Source organism: Streptomyces sp. WAC05374 (assembly GCF_004353505.1).
In the GTDB taxonomy this organism is placed as follows: Bacteria; Actinomycetota; Actinomycetes; order Streptomycetales; family Streptomycetaceae; genus Streptomyces.
The window spans coordinates 772,074-785,057 of record NZ_SMNQ01000001.1; the positions used below are offsets into that span (position 1 = coordinate 772,074).

Annotated in this window: 11 protein-coding genes; 10 read left to right on the top strand and 1 reads right to left on the bottom strand. The window is 74.7% G+C overall.

The features are described from left to right. Positions 1-133: 133 nt before the first annotated feature. A complete protein-coding gene (locus E2B92_RS03520) occupies positions 134-1,090 on the top strand; it encodes a quinone oxidoreductase family protein (protein WP_126883322.1) in 957 nt (318 codons plus the stop codon). Between the two features lie 50 nt (positions 1,091-1,140). Here the strand turns inward: E2B92_RS03520 and E2B92_RS03525 are convergent, their stop codons facing one another. After that, positions 1,141-1,563, bottom strand: a complete 423-nt coding sequence (locus E2B92_RS03525; RefSeq protein ID WP_126883323.1) for an acyl-CoA thioesterase — start codon at positions 1,561-1,563, stop codon at positions 1,141-1,143. A 215-nt stretch (positions 1,564-1,778) separates the two neighbouring features. On the opposite strand from E2B92_RS03525, the gene E2B92_RS03530 reads away from it, so the two are divergent. From E2B92_RS03530 to E2B92_RS03570, 9 genes are all read left to right on the top strand, one after another. Then, positions 1,779-2,999, top strand: a complete 1,221-nt coding sequence (locus tag E2B92_RS03530) for a cation:proton antiporter (RefSeq protein ID WP_126883324.1) — start codon at positions 1,779-1,781, stop codon at positions 2,997-2,999. 269 nt (positions 3,000-3,268) lie between these two features. Next, complete coding sequence (locus E2B92_RS03535) at positions 3,269-3,820, top strand: hypothetical protein (protein WP_126883325.1); 552 nt, start codon at positions 3,269-3,271, stop codon at positions 3,818-3,820. Positions 3,821-4,288: 468 nt separating this feature from the next. Then, positions 4,289-6,454, top strand: a complete 2,166-nt coding sequence (locus tag E2B92_RS03540; RefSeq protein ID WP_126883326.1) for a hypothetical protein — start codon at positions 4,289-4,291, stop codon at positions 6,452-6,454. Positions 6,455-6,543: 89 nt separating this feature from the next. Beyond that, a complete protein-coding gene (gene pelF, locus E2B92_RS03545) occupies positions 6,544-8,055 on the top strand; it encodes a GT4 family glycosyltransferase PelF (protein ID WP_126883327.1) in 1,512 nt (503 codons plus the stop codon). Next, positions 8,052-9,368 carry a hypothetical protein gene (locus tag E2B92_RS03550; RefSeq protein ID WP_126883328.1) on the top strand — a complete coding sequence of 439 codons (1,317 nt, stop codon included), beginning with the start codon at positions 8,052-8,054 and terminating at the stop codon, positions 9,366-9,368. Before pelF ends, E2B92_RS03550 begins: the two co-directional genes overlap by 4 nt. Before the next feature lie 70 nt (positions 9,369-9,438). Further along, on the top strand, positions 9,439-10,440 hold the full coding sequence (locus E2B92_RS03555) for a GDP-mannose 4,6-dehydratase (RefSeq protein ID WP_126883329.1): 1,002 nt from the start codon (positions 9,439-9,441) through the stop codon (positions 10,438-10,440). Positions 10,441-10,472: 32 nt separating this feature from the next. After that, on the top strand, positions 10,473-11,186 hold the full coding sequence (locus E2B92_RS03560; RefSeq protein WP_126883330.1) for a nucleotidyltransferase family protein: 714 nt from the start codon (positions 10,473-10,475) through the stop codon (positions 11,184-11,186). A 6-nt stretch (positions 11,187-11,192) separates the two neighbouring features. Continuing rightward, positions 11,193-12,155, top strand: coding sequence for an NAD-dependent epimerase/dehydratase family protein (locus tag E2B92_RS03565; protein ID WP_126883331.1), 963 nt, complete (start codon positions 11,193-11,195; stop codon positions 12,153-12,155). Further along, complete coding sequence (locus tag E2B92_RS03570) at positions 12,152-12,964, top strand: endo alpha-1,4 polygalactosaminidase (RefSeq protein ID WP_185923486.1); 813 nt, start codon at positions 12,152-12,154, stop codon at positions 12,962-12,964. Before E2B92_RS03565 ends, E2B92_RS03570 begins: the two co-directional genes overlap by 4 nt. Positions 12,965-12,984: the final 20 nt, after the last annotated feature.

The following is a 12,984-nucleotide window of genomic DNA, read 5'->3' on the forward strand; positions in this document are numbered from 1 at the left end:
AGCCGAACCGATGCCGGTGACGTGGCGCAGCTCACATACTGAGCAGTTGGTAATCTCCCTCACCTGATGGGAACGTGACGCCCGGGACCCCGCGGAGCGTCGCGCGGGACAGGTCAGGAAGTGAGGAGCGACCGTGCGTGCGATACACGTCACCGAATTCGGCGGGCCGGAAGTGCTGCGACTCGTGGAGGCGCCCGACCCCCGGCCCGAGCCGGGCCGCCTGCTGATCGACGTCTCCGCGGCCGGCGTCAACTACGCCGATACGCACGCGGTGGAGGATTCGTACCTGTCCCGTTCCGCCCTGCCGATGATCCCGGGCGGCGAGGTGGTCGGCCGCACCCATGACGGACGCCGGGTCGTGGCCCTCGCGGACAACTACGGCGGGTACGCCGAAAAGGCCTCCGTCCGGGAGGACCTGGCCATCGACGTCCCGGACGGGGTGAGCGACGGCCAGGCCCTGGCCCTCATCGTGCAAGGGCTCACCGCCTGGCACCTGCTGCGCACCTCGGGGCGCGTCGCCACGGGTGAGTCGCTCGTCGTGCACGCCGCCGCCGGCGGCACCGGATCGCTCGCCGTCCAGCTCGCGAAGGCGTTCGGGGCGGGCCGCGTCATCGCCACCGCCTCCACCCAGGAGAAGCGCGACCTCGCCCTGTCCCTCGGCGCCGACGCCGCCGTCGACTCCGCCCCGGAAGGCATGAAGGACCGGCTGGTGGAGGCCAACGGGGGCCGGAAGGTCGACGTCGTCCTGGAGATGACCGGCGGCCCGGTCTTCGAGGAGTCCCTGGCCGCGCTGGCCCCGTTCGGCCGGCTCGTCACGTACGGCATGGCGAGCCGGCAGGCCCCGGAGCCCGTCCACGCCGCACAGCTCATGGGCCGCTCGCGGGCCGTGGTCGGCTTCTGGCTGATGCACGCGATCGGCCGCCCCGGGATGTACCGGGAGCCGATGGCCGAGCTGCTGGCGATGGTCGGTGACGGACGCCTGGCGCCGCAGGTCGGTGGCGTCTACCCGCTGGCCGATGCGGCACGCGCGCACGAGGACCTGCGCGCCCGCAGGACCGTCGGCAAGCTGGTGCTCGACACCTCCCGCTGACCCGGACCACCGGACCGGCCGGCCGCCGGCGCTGCCGGCCGGTCACCCGGTCAGAGGCCGAAGACCCCGGGGTCGGAGGCCAATTCCTCGAAGTACTCGCGCGGGTTGGGGAGCAGTCTGCGCCGCTCGAGGTCCAGCAGGCCGCCGACGCCGGACACCTCGGCGGCCACGGTGCCGTCCGTCTTGCGGATCGTCTGCTCGATGCGGAACGTCTTGCCCTCGCCCCAGTGGAAGGCGCACGTGACCTCCACCTCGTCGCCCGCCCGCAGCTCCCGCAGGTAACGCACCGTCACCTCCAGCGCCACCGGTCCGATCCCCCGGTCGAGCAGGTCCGTCTGGCGGATGCCGCCCCGCTGGAGCAGCGACCAGCGGGCGTGCTCCGCGTACTGGAGGTAGACGGCCTGATTCAGATGGCCCTGGGTGTCGGTCTCGTACCCGCGCACCACGACGGCCACGGCGAACGGCTCTGCCACGCTGTTCCTCTCCCGAGCGGTCACCGGCCGCGCCGGTCCGGTCGGCGACCATGCTGCCCCGGAAAGCCGGATCGCACCAACATCCTTCTCCGGGCCCGGTCGCCGGGCGGACCATCCGACTTGTCGACCGTCGGCGTGCGCGCGCCGCCGGGACGGCGGGCCCGCCCTAAGCTGCGCCCGGTCGGGAGGGTCCCGGCCGGAAGGGACAGGGCGTCATGCTGGCCGTCACCGTCATCGCGGGCATCCTGTTCACCTGGGCCGTCCTGTCGCACCGGCTGGCGCGGTGGAGCATCACGGCCCCCATCGCGATGGTGATGGCCGGTATCGCGCTCACCGCGGGGGCCGACCCCCCGCTGCGCTTCGACTTCGACACCGCCTCCTTCGAGCACGCGGTGGAGGTGGTGCTGGCACTGATCCTCTTCGTCGACGCGACGGAGGTGCCCCAGGGCGTCATCCGCGCGGAGAAGGGCATCGTGACCCGCCTGCTCGGTGGCGCGCTGCCACTGACGCTGTGCGCCGCGTTCCTCACCGCGCTGGCCTTCTTCCCCGATCAGCCCGGCTGGATCCTCGCGGCCCTGGCGACCGTCGTCGTCCCCCTGGACCTGGCGCCCACAACGGCCGTCGTCCGGGACCGGAGGATTCCGGGCCGGCTGCGCGACGTGCTCAACGTGGAGGGGGGCCTCAACGACGGCATCGTCTCGCCGGTGTTCCTCCTGTGCGTCGCCGCCGCGGCCGAGGCGCACACCCGGAGCGCGGACTACGCGGAGGCGGTGGTGGACGCCGTCGCCTCGGCGGGGTGGGCGCTCGGTGCCGGGTCGGTCATCGGGTACGCGGCCGGGTGGCTGCTGCGCCGCTCGTGGGAGCACGGCTGGACGCAGCCCTCGGCGACGCGACTGGGCGTGCTGACCGTGCCGGTGGCGGCGTACACCCTGTCGGTGGCGCTGGGCGGCAACGGCTTCGTCGCCTCCTTCGTCGCCGGGGTCTGCCTGGCACCGGCGATGCGGCGGCTCCCCCGGGACGCGGTGGCCATGACGGACGACGTGGTCGCGCTGCTGTGCCTGGGGCTGTGGTTCGTCTTCGGGCAGATGGTGAACGACGAGTTCTGGGACGGCTTCCACCTGTCCGTGATCCTGTACGCCGCCGTGACGATCAGCCTGGTGCGTGTGGTGCCCGTGATGCTGGTGCTCGCGGGTACGGGACTGCGGGCGCGCGACCGGCTGTTTCTGGGGTGGATGGGGCCCCGGGGGGTCACATCGATCGTGTTCGGGCTGCTCGCGGCGGTCGAACTGCCGGACCACGGAGGCGACTTCATCACCCGCGTGATGGTGATCACCGTCCTGCTCAGCATCGTGCTGCACGGTCTGAGCGCCGAACCGATCGGCCGGGCCTACGCGCGCGGCGGGGCCGCCCGGCCCCAGGGTGTGCCCGGCCCCTGAGCGGGCCCCGCCCGTGGGCCGCGTGGCGGGACGCACCGGGGCGGAATGCGCCATTCCTCCGCGACCGGGAGCAATCGCTTGCCCGCGTACCGTGACCGCGCCGGGCCCGGCGGGCGCACGGCTCCCACCCCGGGCATATGCGCCCCGGCGGCCCCGGGAGGCACCCGCGGCACCGGCCGGGCGTGCGCGTGGTGTTCGAGCCGAGGGGGCGTACGCCCGTGCGGGACGGGGCAGACGGCCCCGCCGGGCGTGACCTAGCCTCCCGCGCCATGCGCTTCACACACCTCACCAGACTGTCCCTGACCGCGCTCCTCGCCCTCGCCGCCGTACTGCTCGGCCCGGCCGGGCCGGCGACCGCCGCAGGACCCGCCGCCGGACCCGCCGCGGCCGACCTGAGCTTCACGGTCGACCAGCAGACCGTGACCCCGGGTTCCACGGTCGCCCTGACCATGACCTTCACCAACAACCAGGAGACGGACATCTGGTTCGTCTACCAGTCGGTGCAGCCGACCTGGCTCACGACCCAGCGCAAGGACCTCGCCTACGCGTTCACCTCCTGCACCGGCGACGGCGTCACGTGCACCGGGACCGGCACCACCAGCCTCGGGGTCAGCTACGCCGTCCCGCTCCCGCCGGGCGCCACCCGCACGGTGACGCTGACGCTCCGGATCGCCGAGAACTCCGGCTGCAACGGGAACATCGGCTTCTACTCGTATCTGTACTACGAGTACAACGGCGGTCAGGCCACCAAGGACGGGATGTTCACCACCCCCGAGACGCGGGTCGCCTGCGCCCCCGCCGCGGCTTCCGCGCGGTCCTGAACCACCTCCCCGGTCAGGACACCGGCCGGCCGCACCCCCGCGTGCGGCCGGCCGCCCCGTGTCCGGCCGCGGTCACCGCCCCCGACCCCGTACGACCTGGCCGAAAACCGGCAGACGGCGGCACGCCCCGCCCGCGTGTCCACCAGGACCCGCACGGGCGCCCGCGCTCCCCCGGCGCGAACGGCGGCTCGCGCGCCGCACCTGGGCGGCACCCGCCGGGGGCGAACGCGGAAGCGCCCGCCACACACGTCTTCGAGGACCCCGCGGAACCCACCCGCGCGCCAGGGGGCACCTGCACTTTTCCGTCATGTTCCACATCGCGCTCACGAAGCCTCCACACAGCCCGCACTATGTGACGCGTCGGAGCGGAGCGGCGACGCCTGGGTGCGGGCGCGTCCGTGACGCTGGGGGGTGGGGCGCGTCCGCCGGGGAGAGGCGGGCCGTCCTTCCGGGGAGGGACGTCACCGCATGAAGCGGACCTTGCGCATGACCGCGCTCGCCATGGGCGCGCTGTTACTCGGGTTCGGGGCTCCGGGCACGGAGGCGACCGCCGCCGCGGCGGACCCGGCGCCCCGCGTGGACCTGAGGGTGCTGGTCGTCTCGGACGGCGGCCCCGCCACCGCGGCCATCGCCTCCGAACTCGACGGTGCGGGAACGCCGTACACCCTGGTGGACCTGACCCGGCCGGGGCGGCCCCTGATCGACGCGGCGTTCCTGGCGGACACGGTCGACGGCCGGCCCCGGGCGAAGTTCCAGGCGGTCGTCCTGCCCGACGACGCCCCGTTCCCCGCCGGTTCCGGCGAGATGGCCGCGCTCGTCGCCTACGAGAAGGCGTACGCGATCCCGCAGGTCGACGCCTACGCGTACGCGAGGCCCCAGGTCGGACTGGAGTACCCCGCGCGCGGCGGCTACACGGGCTCCGTGGACGGGGTGCGCGCCGGGGTGACCGAGGCCGGCCGGACCGGTCCGTTCGGGTACCTCGACGGCACCGTGCCGTTCGAGGACAACTCCCCCTCGGTCAGTGAGAGTTACGCGTTCCTGTCCCGGCCGGCCGCCGGGGCGGACTTCACGGCCTACGTCGACGTGGCCCTGCCCGGGCGGCAGACCCGGGGCGTGCTGGTCGGCGAGTACCGCCACGACGGCCGCCGGGAACTGGTGGTCACCTTCGCCTACAACCAGCACCAGCAGCAGTTCCGCCTCCTCGCCCGGGGGATCGTCGACTGGATGACCGACCGGACCAGGCTGGGCACCTCCCGCCACTACTTCGCCGTCCACGTCGACGACGTGTTCGCCGCCGACGACCGCTGGGACACCGAGCTGAACTGCACCCCCGGCGACGTGGACTGCCTCCCCGGCACCGGCACCCCGGACCCGATCCGGATGACGGAGGCGGACGTCCGCCACGCCGTCCAGTGGTCGCGCGAGCGCGGCCTCACCCTCGACATGGCGTTCAACGGCGGCGGCAGCGTGGAGCACCGCGAGGAGCACGGCGGCGCCGACCCGGCCGCCGACCGGCTCATCGCCGACCGCGACGCGTTCCGCTGGATCAACCACACCTACGACCACCCGTACCTCGGCTGCGAGCAGGACGTCAGCAGCGTGCCGTGGCGGTGCGCGACCGACCCGGACGGCGGCATCCGCTACGTGGACCGCGCCGAGATCGACCGCCAGATCGCCGGCAACCGCACGTGGGCCGAGGACGCCGGGCTGCCGCTGCGCGCCGGCGAGCTGATCACGGGCGAACACTCCGGGCTGCGGCTGCTGCCCCAGCAGCCCGAGGACAACCCGCACCTGGCGCCCTCGCTCACCGCCCACCGCATCGCCTGGCTCGGGGCGGACAACTCCCGCGACCCCGCCCAGCGCCGGGTCGGCTCCGCCCTCACCGTCGCCCGCCACCCCGTCAACATCTTCTACAACGCGGGCCGCGTCGCCGAGCAGGTCGACGAGTACAACTGGATCTACACCAGCCGCGCCCAGGGCGGCAGCGGGCTCTGCGAGGAACTGGCCACGACGACCTGCCTCGACGAGCCGCTCGACACCGCCACCGGCTACACCGGGCACATCGTGCCCCTGGAGACCCGGGTGGCGCTCGGCCACGTCCTGTCCGGCGATCCCCTTCCCCACTTCATCCACCAGTCCAACCTCGCCGAGGACCGCATCGGTTACCCCGTCCTCGACGGGGTGCTGGACCGGTACGCCGCCCTCTTCGCCGACGACACGCCACTGGTGAACCTGCCGATGAGCGCCATCGGCGCCGAGCTGCGCGACCGGGCGGCGTGGCGGGACGCGGTGCGCGCCGGAGAGGTCACCGCCTACCGCACCGGCGGCACGGTGACCGTCCGCACGCCCGCCGGCCTCCCGGTCGCCGCGACCGTGCCGGCCGGTACCGTCCGGGTCACCGGCGAGGGCACCACCACGTTCGGGGAGCCGTACGCCGGTTCGCTCTCCGGCCGGGTCGCGGGCGACGGGGACGGCACGACGTCACTGACGCTGCCGGGGTCCTCCGCCGGGGCGGACGCGGTGCGCCCGGCCGCCGGGGACGCCACGCACGAGGACGTCCCGTACCGGCCCGCCCCGCGCACCCCGGTGCCCGCCGGCGTCCTGCGGCCGGTGCTCCACGGCCCCGGGCGCTGACCGCCGCACCCCGTCCCTCTCCGGCCCCGGTCACCGGCACACCGCCGCTGCCGCCCCGGGCCGGTCCCCTGCTGCCGCGGAGCACGTCCATGCACATACCGCACCCCACGTCGCGCACCGGCGCGGCGCGCGTCACCCTGCTCACCGAGGGCACCTACCCGCACAGTCACGGCGGGGTCAGCGTCTGGTGCGACCAGCTCGTCAACGGCATGCCCGACATCGACTTCGAGGTGATCGCGGTGACCGGCACCGGCCGTGAGCCGCTCGTCTGGGAGATCCCGTCCCATGTGGCCGAGCCGGTCTCGGTCCCCATGTGGGGCCCCACTCCGGCCGGTTCCCCGCCCGCCGGGCGTCGCCGTCGCCGTCTCATGGCGGCGTACGAGGGGTTCCTCACCGCCCTGCTCGACCCGGTCCAGGAGGAGCTGTTCGGGCCGGCGCTGCACGAACTGGCCCGTGCCGCCCGTGACGGGCTCCTCACCCCCGCGCTGCGGGAGGACCGCGCGATCCGGGTGCTCACCGGGGTGTGGAACCGCCCCGGTCTGACGGTCCGGGAGGCCCGGCCCACGCTGCACGACGCCGTGACGGCGACGAACCTGCTGGAGCACGCCCTGCGGCCGCTGGCGGCCGACCCGCCGCGCCGGGGCGTGGCCCACGCGGTCAGCGGCGGCATCGCGGCCCTCCCCGGCCTCGCCGCACACGAGTTGTACGGCGTTCCGCTGCTGCTGACGGAGCACGGGGTGTACCTGCGGGAGCGGTACCTCGGCTATCGCGGGGCTCCCTACCGCTGGCCCGTGAAGGCGGTGATGCTGGGCTTCTTCCGGCTCCTGGCGGGTGAGACGTACCGCCGGGCGGCCCTGATCACCCCGGGCAACCGTTACAACCGGCTGTGGGAGGAGCAGGGCGGCGCGGACCCCGCCCTGATCCGTACGGTCTACAACGGCGTCGACCCGGCGGCGTTCCCGGCGGCCGGTCCGGAACCGCTCCAACCCACCCTGAGCTGGGCCGGCCGCGTCGACCCGATCAAGGACCTGGAGACGCTGATACGTGCCTTCGCGCTGGTGCGCGAACGGGTGCCGGAGGCCGCCCTGCGGCTCTTCGGCGGGACGCCCCGGGGCGGTGAGGCGTACCGGGAGCGGTGCGAGGAGCTGGCCCGGTCGCTGGGGCACGGTGACGCCGTGACCTTCGAGGGCCGGGTGGAGGACATCCGCGACGCCTACGCGGCGGGCAACGTGGTGATGCTGTCGAGCATCAGCGAGGGGTTCCCCTTCACCCTCATCGAGGCGATGTCGTGCGGCCGGGCCACCGTCTCCACGGATGTGGGCGGGGTCCGCGAGGCGGTGGGGACGGCGGGGCTGGTGGTGCCGCCGCGCGACCCGGAGGCGATGGCGGCGGCGGCGCTGGAGCTGCTGACCGACGCGCCCCGCCGGGCGGCGATGGGCGAGGCGGCCCGGCTGCGGGTGATCGAGCAGTTCACGCTGCGGCAGACCGTGGAGACGTTCCGCTCGATCTACCTGGAGCTCTCCTCGGGCACTGTCCCCGCAGGTGTCCCCGTTCCCCAGGGTGCCGTTCCCTCCGCCGGGCGCGGGAGCGTGGCCGGATGAACGGCCCCTCCCCGGCGCGGCCCGACGGCGACACCGTCCCGCTGCGCGTCGCGGGGCCCGTCGACGAGCTGGCCGCCCAACTGGCGGACCGGACGGCCCCCGCCGTGCACCCGTACGAGGTCGCCGCCCTGCTGGAGTCCGAGGGGCTGACGGGCGATCAGGTACGGGAGCGGTACGGGCACCCGGACATCTTCTCGCTCGCGCGGGAGCTCCACCGGCGGGTGCCGCGCGGTTTCCCGGAGCCCGGCCCGGGGGCCGACCCGTGGGCCCCCGACCACCTGCGCTGCGTGCTGCGCGGGCTGCTGTTCGCGCTGCCCGGGCTGTCCTACCCGCTGACGGCACCGTGGTGGAACGGCCCGGGGGCGGTGCCCGCGCTCGTCGTCGCGGGGCTGCTGTCCTGGGCCTGGGGACAGGCGCTGAGCCACCGGACGTACGGCCGCCTGGCCACCGGGCGGCGCGAGGCGGGGCTCACCCTGAGCACCGGGGCACCGGCGGGCGCGGTCCTCGCGGCCCTGGCGGGGCTGGCGGTGGCCGGGCCGGGGGCGGCGGCGCTGTTCGCCCTGGGTCAGTCCGTGTACCTCGCCGCCGCGGGCGTCCTGCTGGTGCTGGGCCGGGAGCGGCTGCTGGCGGCGGCTCTGGTCCCGCTCACCGCCGGTGGGGCGCTGCTGCTGCACGGGGAGCCGGGGCCCGCCGTACGGGTGGGGCTGCCCCTGCTGTCGCTGGCGGCGACGGCCGTCCTGGCGGTGCGCGCGGTGCGGGACGCCCTCGGGGCGGCCGCGGTGCCGGGAGCCGCCCGGCCGGGGCACCTGCCCTCCGTGCCGTACGGGCTGTTCGGGCTGGCGGCCGGGGTGCTCGTGCTGTCGGCCGGTGCCCGGCATCCCTACGCCGTGGTGGCGCTCACCATCAGCATGGGGCCCGCGGAGTGGCTGCTGTACCGCTTCCGGGGGGCGGCGGTGGCGGCGCTGCGGGCCTCGACCACGATGCGCGGTTTCCGGCTGCGGGTGGCGCGCGCCCTGGCGGTATGTCTCGGGGCGTACACGGTGCCCCTGGTTCCGGCCGCGCTGCTGACGGGGGCGCCCGCGGGGGAACTGGCCGCGCTGGGCGCCGTGTTGTGGGTGGCGCTGCTGTTGCAGGCGTTCGGCGTCGGCTGGCCTCCGGCGGGCGTCTGCCTCGCGGCCGCGGCGCCGGTCGCGGTGGCGGCCACCGGCCCGTCCCCGTGGCCATGGCTCGCCACCGCCTGCTGTGCCACGGCCGCGACCGTCCTGGCCGGCCTCGCCCTGTACTCCCTGGGCCGCCCCTTCGCGCACGCCTGACCACCGACGTACCACCGGCACCACCTCGCAGTGCACGCCCGCCATGCTCACCGGACGAAAGGACGACCACGTGACCTCCGCACCGCTCGCCGCAGTCACCGGAGCCGACGGTTTCATCGGCTCCCACCTGACCCAGGCCCTGGTGGCCTCCGGGCACCGGGTGCGCGCCATGGCGCAGTACAACTCCTTCTCCTCGTACGGCTGGCTGGAGGTGCTCCCGCGCGACGTGCTCGACGAGGTCGAGATCGTCCTGGGCGACGTGCGCGACCCGGGCTCGGTGCGCGCGCTGGCCGAGGGGGCGGACGCGGTGTACCACCTGGCCGCGCTCATCGCGATCCCGTACTCCTACCGGGCGCCGCACAGCTACGTCGACACCAACGTCACGGGCACCCTCAACGTGCTGGAGGCGGTACGGACGCTGGGGACGCCCCGGCTGGTGCACACCTCCACGAGCGAGACGTACGGCACCGCCCGTACGGTGCCCATCACCGAGGACCACCCCATCAACACCCAGTCGCCGTACGCGGCGTCCAAGGCGGGCGGGGACCGGCTCGCGGACAGCTACCACGCCAGCTTCGGCACCCCGGTGGTCACGCTGCGCCCCTTCAACACCTTCGGCCCCCGGCAGTCGATGCGGGCCGTCATCCCGACGGTCATCGGGCAGGTCGCGGCCGGGTCCCGCACGATCACGCTCGGGGACCTGCGGCCGACGCGGGACTTCACCTATGTCGCCGACACCGCCCGGGCGTTCCTCGCCGTGGGCACCGCCCCGGCGGACCGGGTCGTGGGGCGGACCTTCAACGCCGGTACGGGGCAGGAGATCTCGGTCGGCGACCTGGTCCGCCTGATCGGCAAGGTGATGGACGCCGGGCTCGACGTACAGGAGGACCCGCAGCGCGTGCGGCCGGCCGCGTCGGAGGTGATGCGGCTGGTCGCGGACGCCACCCGGCTGCGGGAGGCCACGGGCTGGACCCCGGCGCACGACCTGGAGGACGGGCTCGCCCGGACGGTGGAGTTCTTCCGCGACCCGGCACATCTCGCCCGGTACAAGACGGACATCTACAACATCTGACCCACCGATTTCCATGGAGAGGGAGGGTTCCCATGCACGCTGTGATACTCGCCGGGGGCAAGGGCGTCCGGCTGCGTCCGTACACCACCGCCCTGCCCAAGCCGCTGGTCCCCATCGGGGACCAGCACGCGATCCTGGAGATCGTGCTGCGGCAGCTCGCGTCGGCCGGCTTCACGAGCTGCACCCTGGCCATCGGCCACCTCGGGCAGATCATCCGCGCCTACGTCGGCAACGGCTCGCGCTGGGGCATGGACGTCGACTACTCCACCGAGGAGAGCCCGCTGGGCACCATCGGACCGCTGCTGACGATCCGCGACCGGCTGCCGGAGTCCTTCCTGGTGATGAACGGTGACGTCCTGACCGACCTCGACTACGCCGATCTGCTGCGGCGCCACACGGACGGCGGCGCGCCCCTGACGATCGCGACCTACTGCCGCAAGGTGCACATCGACTTCGGTGTGCTCACCACCGACGCGGGCCGGGTCGTGGGCTTCCGGGAGAAGCCGAGCCTGGACTACCGGGTCTCGATGGGCGTGTACGGGCTGTCGCGCGCCACCCTGGAGGCCTACACGCCGGGGCTTCCGCTGGGCTTCGACGAGCTGATCCTGGACCTGCTGGAGACCTCGCGCCCTCCGGCGGCGTACGAGTTCGACGGGTACTGGCTCGACATCGGGCGCCCCGACGACTACGACCGGGCCAACGCCGAGTTCACCACCCACCAGTCGCTCCTGCTGAAGGGGGTCTGAGACCCGATGCGCATCCTGGTCCTCGGCTCCTCGGGCTTCCTGGGGAGTCACGTCACCGAGCGGTTGGGCGCCACCGAGGGGGTGCGCACGCTCATCGGTGCCCGGTCCCCCGGCGCGGACCTGGTGGTCGACCTCGCCACGGCCCGCGCCGGGCGGCTCGCCGAGGCGCTGGCCGCGCTCTCGCCCGACGCGGTGGTCAACTGCGCGGGGGCGGTGGGAGGCGACCCGGTGACCCTGGCCGAGGTGAACGCCCGGGGGGCGGCCGTGCTGTGCGCCGCGCTGCGGGAGGCCGCGCCCCGCGCCCGGCTGGTCCACCTCGGCTCGGCGGCGGAGTACGGCCCCGGCCGGGCCGGTGAGACGGTCACGGAGGAGGCGCCGACCCGGCCGGTCGCGCCCTACGGGGCGACCAAGCTCGCCGGCACGGTCGCCGTGACCTCCTCGGGCCTCGACGCCGTGGTCCTGCGGGTGGGCAATCCGGTGGGTCCGGGCGCTCCGGAGGCGGGCCTGCCCGGCGGGCTGGCGAGGCGGCTGCACCGGGCGGGCGGCGACACGGCGGAGGTGGTCCGGCTCGGTGACCTCTCCGCGTACCGCGACTTCGTCGACGTACGGGACGTCGCCCGGGCCGCGGTGCTCGCGGCGACCCGGCCGGAGCCGGTGCCGCCGGTGCTCAACGTCGGCGGCGGGCGGGCGGTGCGGGTGCGCGAACTGGTGCGCACCCTGGTCCGTACGGCCGGGTTCGCGGGCCGGATCGAGGAGGCGGGCGGCGGGTCGGCGCGTTCCGCGGCCGTCGGCTGGCAGTGCTCCGACATCACAGCCGCGCGCCGGGCGCTGGGCTGGGAGCCGCGCCTGGGGCTGGAGGACTCGCTGGCGGCGCTGTGGGCGTCCGTCGCCGGCGGGCCGCCGGGACGGGCCGGCCGGGCGGGGGCGGGCGGTGCCGTGGCGGCGCCGGGAGGGGGTGCCGTGCGGTGAGCGGTCGCGGCCGGACCGGCGGGCGTCCGGCACTGCTGCTGGCCGCGCTGCTGCTGGTGGTGGCGGGGTGCACCGGGGACACCTCCCCGGTGCCCGGCCCGCCGCCGGCGGCGCGGTGGGTGCCGCGGCCGGGCACGCCGTGGCAGTGGCAGCTCGACGGGCGGGTCGATCCGGGTGCCGACGTGCCCGTGTACGACATCGACGGCTTCGAGAACACGGCGGGCGACGTGGCACGGCTCCACCGTGAGGGGCGGCGCGTCATCTGCTACGTCAACGCGGGTGCCTGGGAGGACTTCCGCCCCGACAGGGACGACTTCCCCGAATCGGTGCGGGGCAGGCCCAACGGCTGGGCCGGCGAACGCTGGCTGGACATCCGCCGTCTGGACGTGCTGCGGCCCCTGATGGAGCGGCGGCTGGACATGTGCCGCCGCAAGGGGTTCGACGCGGTGGAGCCGGACCTCATGGACGGCTACCTGCACGACACCGGGTTCCCGCTGGTGGCGGCGGACCAGCTCGCGTACAACAGGATGCTCGCCCGGGCCGCGCGGGAGCGGGGTTTGTCGGTGGGGCTGAAGAACGACCTGCCGCAGATCCCCGCGCTCGTCGGTGACTTCGACTTCGCGGTCAACGAGCAGTGCGCGGAGTACGGCGAGTGCGGGCGGCTCACCCCGTTCGTCCGGGCGGGCAAGGCGGTGTTCCACGTCGAGTACGCGCTGGCCCCGGCCGACTTCTGCGCCGAGGCGCGCGAGCTGGGTCTGTCGTCCATGCGCAAGCGGCCACGGCTGGACACCTGGCGCCAGGCGTGCTGACGCGGGCCGCCGGCCGGGCC

Coding starts and splice junctions, on each gene's coding strand:
- E2B92_RS03530 (WP_126883324.1), top strand. CDS start 1,779: ATGCTGGCCGTCACCGTCATCGCGGGCATCCTGTTCACCTGGGCCGTC.
- E2B92_RS03535 (WP_126883325.1), top strand. CDS start 3,269: ATGCGCTTCACACACCTCACCAGACTGTCCCTGACCGCGCTCCTCGCC.
- E2B92_RS03540 (WP_126883326.1), top strand. CDS start 4,289: ATGAAGCGGACCTTGCGCATGACCGCGCTCGCCATGGGCGCGCTGTTA.
- pelF (WP_126883327.1), top strand. CDS start 6,544: ATGCACATACCGCACCCCACGTCGCGCACCGGCGCGGCGCGCGTCACC.
- E2B92_RS03550 (WP_126883328.1), top strand. CDS start 8,052: ATGAACGGCCCCTCCCCGGCGCGGCCCGACGGCGACACCGTCCCGCTG.
- E2B92_RS03560 (WP_126883330.1), top strand. CDS start 10,473: ATGCACGCTGTGATACTCGCCGGGGGCAAGGGCGTCCGGCTGCGTCCG.
- E2B92_RS03565 (WP_126883331.1), top strand. CDS start 11,193: ATGCGCATCCTGGTCCTCGGCTCCTCGGGCTTCCTGGGGAGTCACGTC.